The organism is Isoptericola sp. NPDC019693, from assembly GCF_044389085.1.
In the GTDB taxonomy this organism is placed as follows: Bacteria; Actinomycetota; Actinomycetes; order Actinomycetales; family Cellulomonadaceae; genus Isoptericola.
Genome location: NZ_JBIRXP010000004.1, coordinates 294,015 through 312,207, shown reverse-complemented (window position 1 = coordinate 312,207; position 18,193 = coordinate 294,015). Strand labels below are relative to the sequence as shown.

General features: G+C 73.1%; 11 protein-coding genes. 6 read left to right on the top strand and 5 right to left on the bottom strand.

The window, feature by feature from the left end; translation table 11 throughout:
- Positions 1 to 59: 59 nt before the first annotated feature.
- Both ACH436_RS13905 and ACH436_RS13900 read right to left on the bottom strand, forming a co-directional pair.
- Positions 60 to 719 carry a fasciclin domain-containing protein gene (locus ACH436_RS13905; protein ID WP_430560785.1) on the bottom strand — a complete coding sequence of 220 codons (660 nt, stop codon included), beginning with the start codon at positions 717 to 719 and terminating at the stop codon, positions 60 to 62.
- 129 nt (positions 720 to 848) lie between these two features.
- Positions 849 to 1,634 carry an isocitrate lyase/phosphoenolpyruvate mutase family protein gene (locus ACH436_RS13900; protein ID WP_430560784.1) on the bottom strand — a complete coding sequence of 262 codons (786 nt, stop codon included), beginning with the start codon at positions 1,632 to 1,634 and terminating at the stop codon, positions 849 to 851.
- Between the two features lie 102 nt (positions 1,635 to 1,736).
- Between ACH436_RS13900 and ACH436_RS13895 the strand changes: the two genes are divergently transcribed.
- Together ACH436_RS13895 and ACH436_RS13890 are read left to right on the top strand one after the other, a co-directional pair.
- Complete coding sequence (locus ACH436_RS13895) at positions 1,737 to 2,099, top strand: YidH family protein (RefSeq protein ID WP_430560783.1); 363 nt, start codon at positions 1,737 to 1,739, stop codon at positions 2,097 to 2,099.
- Between the two features lie 9 nt (positions 2,100 to 2,108).
- Positions 2,109 to 2,477 carry a DUF202 domain-containing protein gene (locus tag ACH436_RS13890; protein ID WP_430560782.1) on the top strand — a complete coding sequence of 123 codons (369 nt, stop codon included), beginning with the start codon at positions 2,109 to 2,111 and terminating at the stop codon, positions 2,475 to 2,477.
- A gap of 22 nt (positions 2,478 to 2,499) precedes the next feature.
- Here the strand turns inward: ACH436_RS13890 and ACH436_RS13885 are convergent, their stop codons facing one another.
- Both ACH436_RS13885 and ACH436_RS13880 read right to left on the bottom strand, forming a co-directional pair.
- Positions 2,500 to 4,386 carry an alkyl/aryl-sulfatase gene (locus ACH436_RS13885; protein ID WP_430560781.1) on the bottom strand — a complete coding sequence of 629 codons (1,887 nt, stop codon included), beginning with the start codon at positions 4,384 to 4,386 and terminating at the stop codon, positions 2,500 to 2,502.
- A 56-nt stretch (positions 4,387 to 4,442) separates the two neighbouring features.
- Entirely contained in the window at positions 4,443 to 4,868 is a 426-nt protein-coding gene (locus tag ACH436_RS13880) for a hypothetical protein (protein ID WP_430560780.1), read from the bottom strand.
- A 267-nt stretch (positions 4,869 to 5,135) separates the two neighbouring features.
- On the opposite strand from ACH436_RS13880, the gene ACH436_RS13875 reads away from it, so the two are divergent.
- Together ACH436_RS13875 and ACH436_RS13870 are read left to right on the top strand one after the other, a co-directional pair.
- Positions 5,136 to 12,968, top strand: coding sequence for a DUF5979 domain-containing protein (locus ACH436_RS13875; protein WP_430560779.1), 7,833 nt, complete (start codon positions 5,136 to 5,138; stop codon positions 12,966 to 12,968).
- Positions 12,969 to 13,099: 131 nt separating this feature from the next.
- Positions 13,100 to 13,375 carry a GlsB/YeaQ/YmgE family stress response membrane protein gene (locus ACH436_RS13870; RefSeq protein WP_430560778.1) on the top strand — a complete coding sequence of 92 codons (276 nt, stop codon included), beginning with the start codon at positions 13,100 to 13,102 and terminating at the stop codon, positions 13,373 to 13,375.
- 46 nt (positions 13,376 to 13,421) lie between these two features.
- Here ACH436_RS13870 and ACH436_RS13865 read toward each other — a convergent pair whose 3' ends face one another.
- Positions 13,422 to 13,841: a transferase gene (locus tag ACH436_RS13865; RefSeq protein ID WP_430560777.1), complete on the bottom strand. Its 420-nt coding sequence runs from the start codon at positions 13,839 to 13,841 to the stop codon at positions 13,422 to 13,424.
- A gap of 168 nt (positions 13,842 to 14,009) precedes the next feature.
- Between ACH436_RS13865 and ACH436_RS13860 the strand changes: the two genes are divergently transcribed.
- Together ACH436_RS13860 and ACH436_RS13855 are read left to right on the top strand one after the other, a co-directional pair.
- Positions 14,010 to 15,017 (top strand): LacI family DNA-binding transcriptional regulator, encoded by a 1,008-nt coding sequence (locus ACH436_RS13860; protein WP_430560776.1) that lies wholly within the window; start codon positions 14,010 to 14,012, stop codon positions 15,015 to 15,017.
- 173 nt (positions 15,018 to 15,190) lie between these two features.
- Positions 15,191 to 18,175 carry a fibronectin type III domain-containing protein gene (locus tag ACH436_RS13855; protein ID WP_430560775.1) on the top strand — a complete coding sequence of 995 codons (2,985 nt, stop codon included), beginning with the start codon at positions 15,191 to 15,193 and terminating at the stop codon, positions 18,173 to 18,175.
- The last annotated feature ends 18 nt before the right edge of the window (positions 18,176 to 18,193 follow it).

The window sequence follows — 18,193 nt, the reverse complement described above, 5'->3', positions numbered from 1 at the left end:
CACGAGCGAGGGCCCCGCCGTCCCCGCGGCGGGGCCCTCACGCGAGGGGGCGGAGCCCGTCAGAGGTCGAGCGGCCGCAGCACGGCGCTGATGCCGTGGGCGATCTGCACGTTGCCGCGGTTGAGGTCGAGCCTGCTCCGCACGAGGAACGGGTCGACGTCGTTGCGGTCCCGGTCGACGAGCCGCACCAGCGGCACCCAGCGGCTCAGGACGTCGACACGGAAGGTGGCCCCCTGCGCGGTCGTCAGGCGGGCGCCGTCCGACCGCACGGCCTGGCGTGCGTCGATGGTCGCGCCCGGAACCACGTGGTACAGCAGCACCTGCTCGACCGCGTCGACCCCCACCGCGCCGGCGATCCGATCGAGCACGCCGCGCTCGGTGCGCTCCCACCGATGGGTGAGGTCGAACGCGAGGAGCTGGAAGGCGCGGTCGTTCGGCAGGAAGGCCGTCAGCGGCACCGTGCCGTCGGCGAGCACCGCGACCGGGCTGTCCGGCTTGGCCTTCAGCACGGCGGCGACCGCCTGGTCGACGACATCGAAGTCGTACCAGTTGCGGTCGAAGGTGTCCCCGTCGGCGGCGAGCACCGAGGCCAGGCTGGTCGTGCCGGCCGGGGCGGTCGCTGCGGCCGGCGCCGCCGTCGCCGCCGTCCCCACCAGCCCGAGGGCCGCCACGCATGCCGCGGCCCAGGTCGTCCTGGCCGCAGATCGAAGCTTCATCATCATCGACTCCTTCGTGGAACCACGAGGGACGGCCCGGTGCGGGCCGCCGGTGCCGGTGCACCCGACTCCTCTTCCGCCGCTGGCGGCGTCGCGGATGCAGCGACCGGCACGCGGGTCGACGGTCGCGCGTCAGTCCCGGAACGCCCGGGCCATCACGTCACGCGCCGGGCCGGTGCGGTCGAGGAAGCCGACGTCGCCGGCGAGCAGCTCCCGGGCGGCGGTGACCAGCCCCGACAGGGCGTTCCACGCGAAGGTGCCGCCGACGGAGATCCGCGCGACGCCCGCCTCAGCGAGCTCGGCCGGGCCGGGACCGCCGCGCACCAGCAGCACGTTGACGGGGCGGTCCACCTCGCGGCAGAGCGTCGCGATCGCGTCCACGTCACGCAGGCCGGGGGCGTAGAGCACGTCGGCCCCGGCGTCCTGGTAGGCCTGCAGGCGCGCGATCGTGTCGCCGAGGTCGTCGCGGCCGAGCAGGTGGTTCTCGCAGCGGGCCGTGAGCACCAGGTCGCCGGACGCCTCGGCCGCGGCCGCCACGCGCTCGAAGGCGAGGGCGCGGTCGTACACCGGCTCGTCGACGCGGCCGGAGGCGTCCTCGACGGAGCCGCCCGCCACCCCGGTCGTGCGGGCGTCGGCCACGGTCCGCGCGACCTCGGCGGGGGAGTCCGCGAAGCCGTTCTCCAGGTCGGCGCTCACCGGGACGTCGACGGCCGCCGCCAGGGCGGCGGCGTGCGTGAGCGCCTCGTCGCGGGTCACCGCCCCGTCCGCGCGGCCGAGCGTCGCCGCGAACCCGCTGCTCGTCGTCGCGACCGCGGCGAAGCCGAGCGACTGCAGGATGCGCGCGGACCCCGCGTCCCACGCGTTCGGCAGCAGCAGCGGGTCGCCGGGCCGGTGCAGCGCGAGGAAGTCCGTCGTCATGCGGCCGACGCTAGCCACCGCCACCGACGCCTGCCCCCTCGCGCGGCGTGGCCCGGTGGGCGGGCGAGCCCGCGGTGGGGAGGGTCGCTAGGCTCGGGCCTCGTGAGCCGCGAACGCTTCCCCCGCTGGGTGTACGAGAAGGGCACCGAGCCGGACCCGCGGTTCTCCCTCGCGAACGAGCGCACCATCCTCGCGTGGCTCCGCACCGCGCTGGGGCTCATCGCCGGCGGTACGGCGCTCGAGGCGCTGGACCTGCCCATGGAGCCGCACCTGCGCTTCGCGGCGTCGATCGTGCTGCTCGTGGCGGGCGCCGTCGTGCCCGTCGCGGCAGCGGTCGAGTGGGCCAGGTCCGAGCGCGCGATGCGCGAGCACGGCCCGCTGCCCGGCGCGCTCACCGGGTTCCTGCTGGTCGCGACCATCACCGTCGTGGGCGTGCTCGTGCTCCTCGCCCTGCTGCTGTACTGAGGCCCCGCGATGCCCGAGAAGACGCCCGAGAACCGGTACGACCCGCCGCTCGTCGGCCCCGAGCGCGACCGCGGCCTGCAGGCCGAGCGCACCGCCCTGGCCTGGCGCCGCACGCTGCTGTCGTTCACGGCGGCGTGCGCGGTGGCGTGGCAGACGCTGCCGGGCGTGGACGGTGCGACGTCGTTCCTGGTGGCCGCGGCGATCGCCCTGGCTCTCACGCCGCCCCTGTGGTGGTTCGCGACGCGGCACGCCCGTCACACGTCGCGGCACCTCGACACGACCGAGCCCCGCCTGCGGCACGGCCGCAGGATCGCGGTGATGTGCGCGGGCACGGCCCTGCTCGGCCTCGCCGGGCTGGTGTCGGTCGTCGTCCTCTGACGCCCCGAGGGGGCCGGCGGGATCAGGGCGTCACGATGTCGAAGCCCGGGTCGCCCGGGTCGAGGACGGCGGTGAGGCGGTCCAGGGCGGTGACGTCGCCGTCGATCACGATGCCGGCGGCGACGAGCGCGTCGCGTGATCCCGCGGCGAGCGCCGGCAGCGCCGCACGGGTCGCGGTGAGCGTCACGTCGGCGTCGCCCTCCTGCGCGGCCGCGCTGTATGTGAGCGCGCCGTTGGCGAGGCGGACGCGGAAGCGCTCGTCGGTGTCGGTGACGACGACGTCGATCGTCAGGCGCTCGTCCCACGCCCGCGGGCCGTCGACCTGGATGGCGATGGCGTCGAAGAGCATGGTCGGGGAGAGGGCGCCGATGATGTCCGGAGCGGCGGCGGTGGTCGGCGTGCCGAAGCTGCCGCTGCGCAGCTCGGTCGCGCCCGACAGGTACACCGAGCGCCAGGTGCCGTTCTCCGCGCCGTACCCGAGCTGCTCGAACGTGTCGGCGAGCAGCTCGCGCGCCGCCGCATGGTCGGGCTGCGCGAACACGACGTGGGACAGCACCTCCGCCACCCAGCGGAAGTCGCCGGCGTCGAACGACGCGCGGGCCTTCTCGACGACGGCGTCGGCGCCGCCCATGAACTCCACGTACCGCTTGCCCTGCTCGACCGGCGGGTGCTGCCACAGGTGGGCGGGGTTGCCGTCGTACCAGCCCATGTACCGCTGGTAGACCGCCTTGATGTTGTGGCTGACCGACCCGTAGTAGCCGCGCGTGTGCCAGGCGTTCTCCAGCGCCGGCGGCAGCTGGAGGTGCTCGGCGATCTCGATACCCGTCCAGCCCTTGTTGAGCAGGCGCAGGGTCTGGTCGTGCAGGTAGGCGTACAGGTCGCGCTGCTCGGCCAGGAACCGCACGGCGCGCTCGCGGCCCCAGGTGGGCCAGTGGTGCGACGCGAAGACGACGTCGAGGTCGGCCCCGAAGAGGTCGATCGTCTCGGTGAGGTAGTTGGCCCAGGCGTGCGGGTCGCGCACGACGGCGCCGCGCAGCGTCAGCAGGTTGTGCAGGGTGTGCGTGGCGTCCTCGGCGGTGCACAGGGCCCGGTGGTCCGGGAAGTACACGAGCATCTCCGCGGGGGCCTCGGTGCCGGGCGCCATCTGGAACACCATGCGCACGCCGTCGACCGTCTCGGTCTGGCCCGTCGTCGTGACGTCGAGCGTCGGGGTGATGAGGGTGACGGTGCCCGTGGAGGTGGTCTGGCCGAGGCCCGCGCCGACCTGACCCTGCGGTCCGCGGGCCAGCGCGGCGCCGTACATGTAGCCGGCACGGCGGGCCATCGCGGTGCCCGCGTAGACGTTCTCCGCGACGGCGTGCTCGGTGAACTCGGCAGGTGCGATCACGGGCACGCGGCCCGCGTCGACGTCCTCCTGCGTCGTGACGCCCTTGACGCCGCCGAAGTGGTCCACGTGGCAGTGCGTGTAGACGATCCCGGTGACGGGCCGGTCGCCGCGGTGCTCGCGGTACAGGGCGAGGGCGGCGGCCGCCGTCTCGGTGGAGATCAGGGGGTCGAGCACGATGACGCCCGTCGTGCCCTCGATGAACGTCACGTTCGACAGGTCGAAGCCGCGCACCTGGTAGATGCCCTCGACCACCTCGAAGAGGCCCTGCTCGGCGACCAGCTGCGACTGCCGCCACAGGCTCGGGTTCACGGTGTCCGGGGCGTCGCCTCGCAGGAAGGCGTACGTGTCGTTGTCCCACACCACCCGGCCGTCGTCGGCCGTGATCGCGTTCGGTGTGCGGCGGCCGAGGAGGCCGCGGGTGGCGTCCTCGACGTCCCGGGTGTCGGAGAAGGGGAGGCTGTCGAGGACCGCCCGCTGCTGGCCGAGGATCGTGGACGAGGCAGGCTTCGGTGTCGTCGGCATGCCGCCACGATGGCATCGCGGACGGCGGAGCGCGCGCCGTCCGCGCACCGGCCGGGTCAGCTGCAGTCGAGGTCCTCGCCCACGGAGGTCGTCGCGTCGACGACGCCCTGCGCCGCGGTCCGCAGCTCGGCGGCCGCGTCGGAGAGCGTGGCGTCGTCGTCCACGCCGTCGAGAGCGGTCACCAGGGCGTCCCAGCTCTGGGCGACGTCGTCCGTCCGGTCGTCCGTCACCTCGGAGAGGCTGTCGGTCAGGGTCTGCTCGGCCTCCCGCGCCTCGTCGCGCGCGGCCTGCACCTCCGCGACGGTCGCGTCGGGGCCGATCGTCCCGGCGAGGTGGCGCAGCGACGCGACGTAGGCGTCGAGGTCGTCGCACACCTGTGCGGTGTCGTCCCCCATGGCGTCGGTGCTGCTCTCGCCGCACGCCGTGAGCAGCAGCGCCGTCGCGCCGAGGAGCGCCAGCCCGTGCGTCGTGGTGCGGGTCATCGTCGACTCCTTCGTGCGTCTGTCGTCCGCCTCTCCTCCTGACTCTCGTCGCACCCCGCCCCGCTCGCTCGGGCTCCGGGAAAGCGGGACGAATCTGCCGTTCACCGCGCCGATCGCGGCGAACTCTGACACCGTCGGAGCGGGTCTGCGCGCACACCTCGCGCGCGGGGCGACGCGTGGGACGGGCGGAGGGCACGGATGACGCACGGTCGGGGAGCGCCGGGGGAGCGGAGCCGTCGGCAGGCGCGTCATCGCGCACGACGGCGGGTGCGCCGCGCCGCGTCGGCACTGGGCGTCCTCGCCCTCGGCCTGGCGGGCGCGATCATCCCGGCGACGACGGCGTCCGCGGCCACGTGGGGCATCAGCAAGCAGGAGGTCAGCTCCGCGCCGTACCAGCCGGGCCAGAACGTGCAGTGGGTCGTCACGGTGTCCTGCTCGGACCCGAACGCCGACCCGTGCACGCCCACGACGATCACCGACGAGCTGCCCGAGGGCATGGTGCTCGTCAGCGCCTCGATCCAGAACCAGTCCGGTGCCACCAACGGGGCGATCGACGCGGACACGGGGACCAACACGGTCACCTACACGGCCGACCAGGTGAACAACGGCGGCCAGGTGCAGATCCTCGTCACCGCCCAGGTGGACCCCGACCTGCCGTACAGCCAGGACGGCGTGCCGATCACCAACACCGCGACCGTCGTCTCGGACAACGCGAACGAGCAGTCGGCGTCCGACTCCATCACGCCGACGGTCCCCCTGGTGCTCGACTCCGAGGTCACGAAGTCGATCGAGCCGTCGGGCGCGCTCGCCGAGCCCGGCACCCCCGCGACGATCACCCTCGGTGCGACGAACACGTCGAACGACCCGGTCGACACCCTCGTGGTGCAGGACCCGGTGGACCCGACCGCGGACCCCAACCCGTTCACGTACCTCGAGTACACGGGCACGGGCGAGATCGACCTGCCGCCGAACGCGACCGAGGTGGAGCAGGAGTACTGGGACGGCTCGCAGTGGCTGCCCCTCGACGACTCGGTCGACCCGTCGACGGTCCAGGGCGTGCGGTACACGTTCAGCGGCGACATCCAGCCGGGCGCGACGGCGACGATCCCCGTCGAGGTGCAGCAGAGCGAGGCCGTCACCGAGCTCACGGAGACCACGACGATCGCCAACGACGCGTCCTCGTACGTGACCCACGGCGACGACCAGTCCGACGAGGTCACGGCCGACGACGACTACGTGATCACCCCGCCGGACAACAGCGTCGAGGCCTCCAAGTCGTTCGACCCGGCGACGGTGAGCGCCGGCGACCCCACCACGGTGACGATCGGCGCCACGAACACGGGCACGCCGGTCGGCACGATGACGATCACGGAGCCCGCGCCCGACACCGACAGCCCGTTCGAGGGCGACAGCCCGCTGACGTTCACCGGGTTCGGCCCGGACGGCGACGGCACGGGCGTCACCTGGCCGGCCGACGCCGACGCCGCGACCGTGACGTTCACCTGCGCCGACGGGTCCACGCCCAGCGAGGACACGACGACGGCGGGCACGCTGCCGAACCCGCCCGCGGACTGCGTGGTCACGGAGTTCTCCGTGACGTTCACCGGCGACATCGTCACCGGCGGCGAGGCGAGCATCCCGTTCACGGCCGACACCGACCCCGAGCAGGACGTCGACGACCTCACCCACACCAACACCATCCACGCCGAGGTCCCCAACGCCGAGGACACGGCGTCCGCCGACCTGGTGACCCTGGTGGACCGGCTCGCGACCGAGACCAACAAGGTCATCTCGCCCTCGACGATCCCGGCCGTGCCCGGGCAGAACGTCGTCGTGCAGCTCCCCTCCCAGCTGCTGCCCTTCGGGCCGGACGGCTCGACCGCCAACGCCGACCAGGTCGTCATCCAGGACCCGACCGACCCGGCGGACCCGGGCGACTTCTGGGGCAGCTTCACCGCCACCCAGGTGCGCAGCACCGACGTGCCCGCGAACGCGACGCTGACGATCAACTACTGGAACGGGACGGCGTGGGTCGCGGCGCCGGGCTGCGGGCCGTACACCGGCCCCGACACCGTGAGCTGTGACCTGCCCGCCGACGCCCAGGGCGTGCAGTTCGTCTACGACTCCACGGCCGACGGCTTCCCGCCCGGCACCCAGTTCCAGCCGAACTTCATCGCCGAGTACACGGGAGACCCGGACCAGGACGACCCGCTGACGAACTGCGGCGCCTCGTCCGCGTCGTCCGGCACCGTCGCCCCGACCGAGCCCGCCGAGGGCTGCGCCACGGTCGACCCGTACCCGGTGGACCCGGGCACGCTGGACTTCATCTCCAAGACGTTCCTCGGCGGGGACCCGGACACCGTGCTGGCCCGGTCGGACGACCAGGTGACGGCCCAGATCACCTGGTCCACGAACGGCTTCTCGGGCGTCGACCCGATGGTCATCTCCGACATCGCCGACCCGGCCACCACACCGATCGCCGACTCGTTCTACGACGCGTTCGACCTGGTGAGCATCGGCGCGATCGACCCCTCGGTCGACCCCCTGATCGAGTACGACGCGATCACCGGGGTGGAGCTGTTCGTCGACGGGACGTGGGTCGCGGCGTCGGGGTCCCCGTGCACGGTGGCCGCGCCCTGCGACGGGTCGTTCCCGGGCTACACGCTGACCGCCGACGAGCGCGCGAACGCGACGTCCGTGCGGCTCACGTACACCGAGTCGCCGTCGCGCACCGACGACCCGGACGACCCGACGACGCCCGCCGCCGGTGACGGCGTCGCCCGCTCCACGCAGGCCGACGGCCGCCACCTCAACCTCACCTTCCAGGTGCGGGACTACAAGCGCAGCAACGGCGACGCGGTGCTCGGCTCCACGAACGGCACGCTCTACAACGTGCCGGACGAGCCCGGCCTGGTGAACGACACGGCCCGCGGCACGGCCACGTTCGACGGCGACGAGTACACGGACACCGACGACGCCGACGTGCTCATCCTCGACCAGCCGATCAACGTGTCGGTGGCCAAGGACTGGTCCGGCGGGCCCATCTCCGTGCCGCCGGCGGAGACGCCGGACGAGTTCTACCCGTCCACCACGGTGACCGTCACGGGGACGAACGAGTCCAACGCCAAGGTGGAGCAGCTGCGCCTGGCCGACCCGACGGCCACCGGCTCGGGCGACGTCGTGACGGCCGACGGCGCCTCCCCGTTCGACGCGTTCACCCTCACGGCGATCGACCTCACCCCGCCCGAGGGCGCCGAGACGACGACCGTGACCCTGCACTACGTGGACGGCAGCACCGCGGATCTCGACGAGGCGGCCGCGGAGGCTCTGACCGCCGCGGACCTGGCCGACGTGATCGGCGTCGAGGTCGCCTACGACGGGCTCGTGATGCCGGGGGCCGAGGGCAGCATGGCCCTCACGGTCCAGCTCCGGGAGACCGACCGTTACACGGGCGACCCCGTGACGGTGTCGCAGTACAGCCCCGTCCCGAACACGTCCGCCGCGACGATCACCGACCCGGGCGGCACAGCCGAGGACGACCGGCTCGACAACGCCTCGGACGACATGGTGCTGCAGGACGCGGACATCGCGCTCGAGGTGAGCAAGTCGTTCGACCCGGACACCGTGGTCGAGCCGAACCACGGCGCGGACGGCTCCGACACCCCCGTCGTCATGACGCTGAGCGGCACGCCGCAGGGCCCGTCCCGCAGCGTCGAGATGGTGCTGACGGACGACGACCCGCAGTTCTGGAACCAGTACGACTTCGCGGGCTTCGACCCGTCCGCCGCGCTCGTGACCCCGATCCAGCAGGTGCAGGTGGACGTGTTCACGGGCGGCACCTTCAGCGGCACGGCCGGGTCGGAGGACCCGGTCACGGTGACGGGCGGCGCCTGGGTGGAGGGCACGCCGTCGAGCACGTTCGCGCTGCCCGCGGGCGTGGACCCGGCCGACGTGCAGGGCCTGCGGTTCACGTTCACGCGCACCGACGGGTCGGTCTGGGAGAACCCCGCCACCCCGACGCAGACGGTGCCCGTCCAGATCCTGCGCCGCGACGAGATGCGGACCGGCGGGGACGTGCTGCCCGACCTCGCCGCCAACCCGCCCGGGCCGGGCGAGACCGAGCCCGGCGTCGCGAGCAACACCCTCGACGGCACGACGACGGGCGCGGACCTCGTCGTCGACCCTGAGACCGGCGAGCTCGGCCCGGTGACCGACGACGCCTCCGCCGACGCGGAGATCCTCTACGCGCACGCCGAGAACGGCGTCGAGGTGGTCAAGGACTTCGACGGCGTCATCACCGGCGGCTCCGAGTCGCCCGACGCGGTGTTCCCCATGAACATCACGGTGGAGAACACCGGCAACCGGCCGATCTCGGAGCTGGTCGTCGACGACCCGATGCCCACGGACGGCACGGGGGCGCAGCTGCGCCTGGCGGACGTCGCCGAGCCGTACTCGTACGCGCTCGCCGGCGCCGCGCCCGACCCGGCGAACGGCGACCCGCTGCCGACCGACCCGGCGGACGTCACGGTCGACCGGACGGGCGACCTCGAACGGCTGACCTTCGGCTTCCCCGAGGGCACGGTGCTCGAGGTGGGCCAGACGTACACCATCACCGTGATGGTCCGGTTCCGCCTCGGCCTCACCGCGGGGACGGTCGTACGCAACACCGCCGGCGTCACCGGCGACCGGCCCTGGGACGAGTGCCTCACGCGCCTCGACGACGAGACGGGGGCCTGCGAGGCCGACTCCGACGTGGTCACCATCCCGTCGGGCGTGCTGCGCCAGTCGAAGCAGGTCAAGGCGACCGACGACGACCAGCTCGACGTCATCGTCGACCCGGCCGCGCCCGACCCGGGCGTCGAGTGCACGCCGGACGACGACGGCTTCTACTCCTACCCGTGCACGCCCGTCATCCCGCCGGGCCACGACGAGACCTGGCGGGTGCGCGTCGACAACGTCGGCAACCTGCCGATGAGCAAGCTCGTGATCTACGACCGGTTGCCGACGCCGGGCGACACGGGTTCGTCGCCGAACTCCGACTCGCAGCGCGGGTCCCAGTGGGCGGCGATCCTCACCAACGACCCACCGCCGCAGCTCGTCAACGCGCCTGAGGGCGCCACGGCGACCTTCTACTACACGACCGCCGACGACTACTGCCCCGACGACATCAACGACCCGACGAACGAGCCGATCTGCCCGACCGACGACCCGCAGACCGGCTGGGTCCCGCTCACCGCGGGCACCGGTGAGGACGTCTACGAGCAGATCGCGGCGCTGAAGGTCGTCATCACGTTCCCCGAGGACGCGATGTTCCAGCCCGGCGACTACGTCGCGCTGGAGGGGACGTCCACCACGCCGGCGCTCGTGCCGGACGCCGGGGACCGGTCGATCGCCTGGAACTCCGCCGCCGCGTCCGCCGTCGTGGAAGCCCAGAACGGGTCATCGTTCAACTTGCTGCCCACCGAGGGCACCAAGGTGGGCGTCGCGACCGCGAGCGGGCCGCTCGCGGTGAACAAGTTCGTCACGGGCGAGGGGCAGGAGTACGCGCCCGAGACGTTCCAGGTGATCGTGAACTGCACGTCCGCGGTCGGCACGTGGGTGGAGACGGAGCTCGACCCGATCACCATCACGGTCACGCCGGGGGAACCGGTGACGGTGCCGAACCTGCCGTACGGGGCGGTGTGCACCCTCTCGGAGGACGCGACCAACGGGCAGACGGACTACACCGTCACGCCGCAGTCCGTCACGATCGGTGAGGAGCCGGACGTCACGCAGATCGCCGTGACCAACGAGTACGACCTCGCGAGCCTCGAGCTGTCCAAGCAGGTCGTCTCGGACGCGCTCGACCAGGACGGCGACCCGGTCGCGTTCCCCGGCCCCTACGAGGTCACCGTGGAGTGCACGTTCCTCGGCGAGCCGGTGTACGCGGACGGGTACGGCCCGGACGCGCCGATGGTCGTCGAGATCGCCGACGGCGAGACGGTCGAGCTCACGGGCCTGCCCGTCAACGCGGAGTGCACGGTCACGGAGACGGGTACCGGCGGGTCGACGTCGCAGGAGATGACCGTCACCGCCGGTGACGACGACCCCGTCGAGACGGACGGGCCGGAGGCCGACGCCACGGTCACGCCCGACGGCGACGACGGCGCGGCGGGGACCGCCGTCGAGGTCACCAACACGTTCGACGTCGGCGCGATCGACCTGCTCAAGGTGGTCGACGGCGAGGGGGCCGACGCCTACGGACAGGGCCCGTTCACCGTCCAGGTGGTGTGCACGTTCGGACAGGGGACCGGCGACCCGGCGACCGTCTACGACGGCACGGTGACCCTCGGCGGCGGCGGGCCGCTGGAGGCGCAGATCCCGAACCTGCCCACCGGCGCGGAGTGTGCGGTCACCGAGATCGACGACGGCGGTGCCACGGGCGCGGTCGTCGTCCCCGACACCGTGACGGTCGGCTCGGACGAGCCGGTCGAGGTGGTCGTCACCAACACCTTCGACGTGGGCACCATCGAGGTGGACAAGCAGCTCGAGGGCCTCGGCGCCCTGTACGGGCCGGGCCCGTTCGAGGTGACGCTGGCCTGCACCTACGGGTTGGACGAGAACGGCGATCCCGTGCCGCTCCCGATCCCCGGCGGCGCCGTGCGGGAGCTCGTGCCCGGCGAGCCTGTGCTCTACGAAGGGCTCCCCGTCGGGGCGGAGTGCACGGTCACGGAGACGAACACGTTCGGCGCCTCGTCCACGACGATGACGGTGGACGACGGCGAGCCGGTGGACGGCACCACGGTCGACGTCGTCGTGCCGCCCGCGGACGACGGCGACCCCACCACCGTGACCGTGACGGCGACGAACACCTTCGACACCGCCCCGCTCGTGGTGCGCAAGGTGGTGGACGGCGACGGCGCGGCGTACGCGCCGACGATGCCCGAGCTGCCGCCGCTGCCGGAGATCCCGGAGGGGCCGATCACGCCTGAGCTGCTGGAGGAGCTGCTGGCGCAGGTGCAGCAGTACCTCGACGACGTGCCGTTCGACGAGTTCCCGTACCAGGTGAGCATGGAGTGCACCACGGTGACCGGTGCGGAGGTGCCGATCCCGGGCGGCGGCACGCGGGCCTTCGGGCCGGGCTTCCCCGGGCTGTACTTCGGGCTGCCGGACGGCGCGGAGTGCACGCTCACCGAGACGCGGACCGGCGACGCCGACCACGTGACGATCGACCCGAACCCGGTGACGGTCGACGGCGCCGCCAACGTCCTCGACCCGATCGAGGTGACCGTCACGAACACTTACGACCTCGGCGGGTTCACCGTCGAGAAGGTGGTCGACGGCGACGCCGCGGACTTCGGCGTCGGGCCGTTCGAGGTCACCGCCGCGTGCACCCTGCGCGGCGAGGAGATCGACGTGCCGGGCGGCGCGACCCGCGAGCTCGAGGCCGGGGGGAGCGTCACCTACGGCGACCTGCCGATCGGCGCCGAGTGCGTCGTCACCGAGACGGACGACGGCGGCGCGACCTCCTCGACGGTCTCCACCGCGGTGAACGGTGGCGACCCGGGCCAGGTCGTGGTGCCGGAGTCGGGCGTCGACGCCCCGGTGATCACGGTGACGAACACGTTCGACGCCGGCGCGGTCACGGCGGACAAGGTGGTCGAGTTCGAGGGTGACGCCTACGACGTCGGCCCGTTCGAGGTGACCCTCGCCTGCACGTTCCAGGGCGCGGACCTCGAGATCCCGGACGGCGCAAACCGCGAGATCACGCCGGGGACCCCCGTGACGTGGGCCGGGCTGCCGGTGGGCGCCGACTGCGTCGTGACCGAGACGGACGACGGCGGTGCCGCGTCCGTGCAGGTCTCGAGCGTGGGCGGCGGCGAGCCCGGTGCGGTGACGGTGTCGCTGGGCGCCGTCGCCGAGGTCACGGTCACGAACACGTTCGGCCCGCCGCCGGCCCCGCCCGCCCCGCCGGCGCCTCCGGGGCCCGGTGGCGGCGACGCCGGGTCCGGCTGGTTGCCGCAGACCGGCGCGGGGGTGATGTGGCTGATCGGGCTCGCGGTGCTGACGACCGCCGCGGGCGTGGCCCTGGTGACGGTGCGGCGTCGGCACCAGCACTGACGCCCGCCACGACGGCGCCGACCCTGGTCACGGGGTCGGCGCCGTCGTCGTCCGCAGCGCGTGCACCGGGTGTCCGCCGTACGTTCGTCGTAGGCGCGACCCGCGCCGTCGTCGGAGGAGGGAGCACCACCGTGACTGTCACCGGCATCATCACAGCGATCATCATCGGCGCCATCATCGGGGCCCTGGGGCGGCTGGTGGTCCGCGGCAAGCAGAACATCTCGATCCTGGTGACGATCCTCATCGGCATCGTCGCGGCCCTGCTGGGCACCTGGATCGCCAGCCTGATCAACGTCAGCGACACGGGTGGCATCGACTGGATCGAGCTGCTCTTCCAGATCGTCCTCGCCGCCATCGGCGTCTCGATCGTCGCCGGGATGGGCGGCCGCCGCAAGAACGTGACCTGATCCCTCCGCCGCTCAGCCCGGGCCGCCGCACGGCCCGGGCGGCGGGTCAGGCGGCCGTGCCGAAGTCCTTGCGACGGCGCGAGCCGTGGGCGGTCTCGCCGTCGGGGACGATCGCGTCGGGCGGGACGACGATGCCGGCGGGCACGCGGCTGTCCGTGCCGAGCCGGGTGCCGGCGCCCACCCGGGCGTCGTCGCCGACGACGCCGCGGACGCCGACGTGCACGTTCTCGTCCACGCGGGCGCCGCGGCCGACGACGGCGTCCACGTCGACCCAGCTGAAGCGGCCCACCTTGGCGTGCGCGCCCACGCGGGCGCCGGCCTCGACGTACGCGCCGGGCCTGATGGTGGCGTCGGGGTGGACGCTGGCGTGCGGCGAGACGAAGCCTTCGCCGTTGTCGTGCCGGAGGTAGCGGGTGAACTTCCCCGGCTCGTGCTCGACCTCGACCTTTCGGGGGATGCGTCGCAAGAGTGCTCCTCATGGTGCGGGTAAATCTTGTGACATAACGCGCAAGCGGCGTCAGGTGTTCCCGGGCAGGGCCCGCCGATCGCGCGGCTGCGCGTTCCCGTGTGCAGTACGGTCGGGTCCTCAGCGAGAACGCTCCCAGGTGGCGCGTCGACGAAAAGGAGCGCTGGCGTGCGCAGACATCGTGCGAGGCTGGCGGACGTCGCCGAGGCCGCGGGTGTGTCGATGTCGACCGCGTCGAAGGCCATCAACGGGCGCGGCAGGATCTCCGCCGCGACCCGGCGGCGCATCCTCGACAGCGCGCGCGAGCTCGGCTTCGTCGCCAGCAGCGGCCCGGGGCGGCAGCCGGTCACGTCCGTCGGGGTGCTCGCCGCCGACCTCGAGTCCCGGTTCTCGCTGCCGATCCTCGACGGGCTGGAGGACGGGCTGAGCTCGTCGTCCTCGTTCGTGCACCTCGTCAACGCCCGCGGGGACCGCCTGCGCGAGCGGCACCAGCTCAACGCCCTGCTAGACCGCCGGGTGGACGGGCTGATCGTCGTGGGCGGGCGCACCGAGGAGCGCGACCCGGTCGGCGAGGACCTCCCCGTCCCGGTCGTCTACGTGCACAGCCGATCCCGGGACCCCCGGGACACCTCGCTGGTCGTGGACGACGCGCAGGGCGGCCGCCTCCAGGTCGAGCACCTCGCGGCGCTCGGGCGGACCCGCGTCGCGCACGTCAGCGGCCGGCCGCAGTACCGGGTGGCCGCCGACCGCAAGGCTGGCGTCGCCGAGGCAGCGGAGGCCCTGGGGCTGCACCTCGTCGCCGAGCTCGCCGACGGCCCGCGGACAGCGCTCTGGGGGCGCGCGGCGATGCTCCGCATCCTCGAGAGCGTCGGTCGTGACGGCGTCGACGCCGTGGTGTGCGACTCCGACGCCATCGCGCTCGGCGTCATCGACCGGCTCCGGCGGGAGTCGCTGCGCGTGCCGGAGGACGTCGCGGTCGTGGGGTACGAGAACTTCGGCCCGCTGGTCTGGAACTCCGACCCGGCGACCACGAGCGTGGACATGAAGCTCGAGGAGATGGGGCGCGAGGCGGCGCGGCTGCTGCACGGCGCGCTCGCGGGCGGCGGCCTCGAGCCCGGGGTCGTCGCCATGCCGTGCGAGCTGGTGCCGCGCGGCTCGACGACGTCGGGTCTCTGACGCGCGGGCCGCCGACGGCCCTCCCACCTGCGTTCCTGTCGACGAGCACCACGCCTTCCTGTTGACGAGCACAACCGTCGGCGCTACGTTCAGGAAACCGCATTCCCACAATGTTGCGCACGTACAGAGAGGTACGGACGATGAGGGCACGACGGTCAGCAGCACGATCCGCGGTGGCAGCCGCCGCTGGAGTGGCGGCGGTCCTGGCCGTCGCGGTCCCCGCGGCGCCGGCGTCGGCGGGCGACGACGCCCTGCCGGCGTTCCCCGGGGCGGAGGGGTTCGGGTACGCCGCGACGGGCGGCCGCGGCGGGGAGGTCTACCACGTCACGAGCAAGGAGCTGACGGGCCCGGGGACGTTCCACGACGCGCTGACGACGGCGGGCGACACGCCGCGCACGATCGTCTTCGAGATCGCCGGGGACGTGACGATCCCGCCGATCGTCGCGCGCGACAAGCACGGGATCACGATCGCCGGCCAGACGGCGCCCGGTGACGGCGTGACGATCCGGGGCAACACGGTGCGCTTCGTCGACAGCAGCGACATCGTCATCCGGAACATGCGGTTCCGGCTCGGCTCCGCCTCCTCGGACGACGCGATGTACATCGAGGACTCGCAGGACGTCATCGTGGATCACTCGTCGTTCTCCTGGGCGGGGGACGAGGTCCTCTCGATCAAGAGCAAGGACTACGACGACCCGCGGTCGAAGAACATCACGGTGCAGTGGTCGATCATGTCGGAGGGCCGACTGACCCATTCCATGGGCGGGCTCGTCGAGATGAACACCATCTCGATGCACCACAACCTCTACGCCCACAACAATGACCGGAACCCGAAGACCAAGGGCGTCATGGACTTCGTGAACAACGTCGTCTACAACTGGGGCGACTTCCCCTACGTGGCCGGCGGCGAGTCGGGCACCAAGGGGTACGGCAACGTGGTGGGCAACTACTTCGTCGCCGGCGTGAACTCCGCGAACCCCACCTCTGCCGTGGTGCGGGGTAACGAGAACTACCAGGTCTTCCTCGACGACAACCGGATCGACAGCAACCGCGACGGCGTGCTCAACGGCCGGAACACCGGATCGGGGATGATCGAGGCGGCCCGCCCGGCCGTCCGCGTGGACGAACGCTTCGCCTACCCGCCCGTGCACACCCAGAGCCCGCGCCGCGCGCTCGACCTGACTCTCGACCACGCCGGCGCCTCCGTCGTACGCGACGCGGTGGACGCGCGGGTCGTGGACGAGGTGCGCCACCAGACCGGCGCGATCATCGGGCACGAGTCCGACGTCGGCGGCTACCCCGAGCTCGACGAGGGCACCCCCGCGAAGGACGCGGACCGGGACGGCATGGCCGACGACTGGGAGCTCGCGCGGGGGCTCGACCCCACCGACCCCGAGGACCGCAACGGCGACGACGACGGCGACAGGTACACGAACCTCGAGGAGTACCTCAACGAGCTCGCGGCGCCGGGCTTCCCGAAGGGCTACCCGATGACGCCGGTGGAGTGGTCCGGCGAGGTGTTCGAGCCGCCGGTGCCCGAGGCCCCGGAGGCCGCCCCGGCGGCGCCGCTGGAGGGCGAGGCGATCCGTAGCGCCGTCGTCACGGACACGAGCAGCAACGGCGCCGCCAACGCCGCGCTCTGGTCGATCCAGCAGGACCTGCAGGTCGGCGACTTCGTCGCCGGCGACCGGATGACGGGGAGCAAGGCCTACCGGTTCACGTCGGTGCCGGAGGAGATCCAGGGGCTCGAGTGGGTCCGGTCGGCCGTCGAGTCCCGCGCCGCCACGAACGACGACCTGCTCTCCTTCTACCTGCCCGTGGACGCCGACGTCTGGGTCGCGCACGACACGCGCGTCTCGCCCCGCCCGGCCTGGCTGACCGAGGTCTACGAGGCCACGGACCTCAGTGTGGGCGACGACCACGGCGGGTCGTGGAAGCTGTTCAAGGCGCGGTTCCCCGCCGGGTCGCACGTGGTGACCGGGGCCAACGCGGGCGGCACGGTGCTCAACTACTTCGTCGCCGTGGACCCGGTGACGGGCGAGGCCCCGCCCGTGGCCACCGCCCCGGCCGACGTCCGGGCCGAGCCCTCAGGGACCGCGGGAGACCCCGGGGTCGACCTCGTGTGGACCGGGTCCGGCGGCGCGACCGCCTACCTCGTGGCGCGGGGGTCGCCGTCCGAGCCCGCGATGCGGGTCGTCGGCAGCACCGCCGGCACGACGTTCCGCGACGCCGACGTCGAGGCCGGTGTGCCGTACCGGTACCAGGTGACGGCGGTCGGGCCCGGCGGGGCCTCGGACGCGTCAGCTGATGTGCGGGTGCTTGTCACCTCGGGCACGACGACGGCGCCCGCCCCCGGCGACGCAGCCGTCACCGCCGAGCGGAGCTACTCCGTCGACCTGGGGTGGTCCACCGTCGACGGCGCCACCGCGTACGGGGTCTACCGCGCGCCCGCGGACGGCGGCACGTTCGAGCTGCTCGCCCACGTGCCCGACCCGGGGTTCACCGACGACACCGCGGAGCCGTCGTCGTCCTACCGCTACGCCGTGACGACGTTCTCGCCGGGCGGGGAGTCGGAGCGCTCCGCCCCGGTCGCCGCCACGACGGGCGGGCCGCTCGACCCGGTCCGGGCTCCGGGGGAGGCCCGGGCCCTGGAGACGTCGGCCACGGAGGTCGCGCTGGGGTGGGAGGCTGTGCCGGGCGCCGAGACGTACCGGGTGTACCGGCGGGACGGCGGGGGCGCGTTCGCTCTGGTCGGCACCACCACCGAGCCCGGGTACACCGACGACAGGATCAGCGCGTCGGTCGCGTCGTACGACTACGCCGTCACGGCGGTGAACGAGCTCGGGGAGTCGGACCGCAGCGAGGCCGTCGCCGTCGCGCTGCCGGCGCCCGCGCCGCCCACCGACCTGCGCGTGGGCCGCCAGGGCGACACGTTCATGGGCCTGGTCTGGACCTCGGCCGGCGGAGCGACGGAGTATCGCGTGCTGCGGTCCGAGGCGGGCGGCGAGCTGCAGGAGGTCGGCTCCGCGAAGGTGCACACGACCTACGACCGGGACCTCGAGCCCGGCACCGCGTACACCTACCGGGTGGTGGCGGTGAACGCGGCCGGCACGTCGGCGCCGTCGGAGCCGTTGCAGGTCCGCACGCTGAGCGAGTGAGGCGCGGCGCCGGCCAGG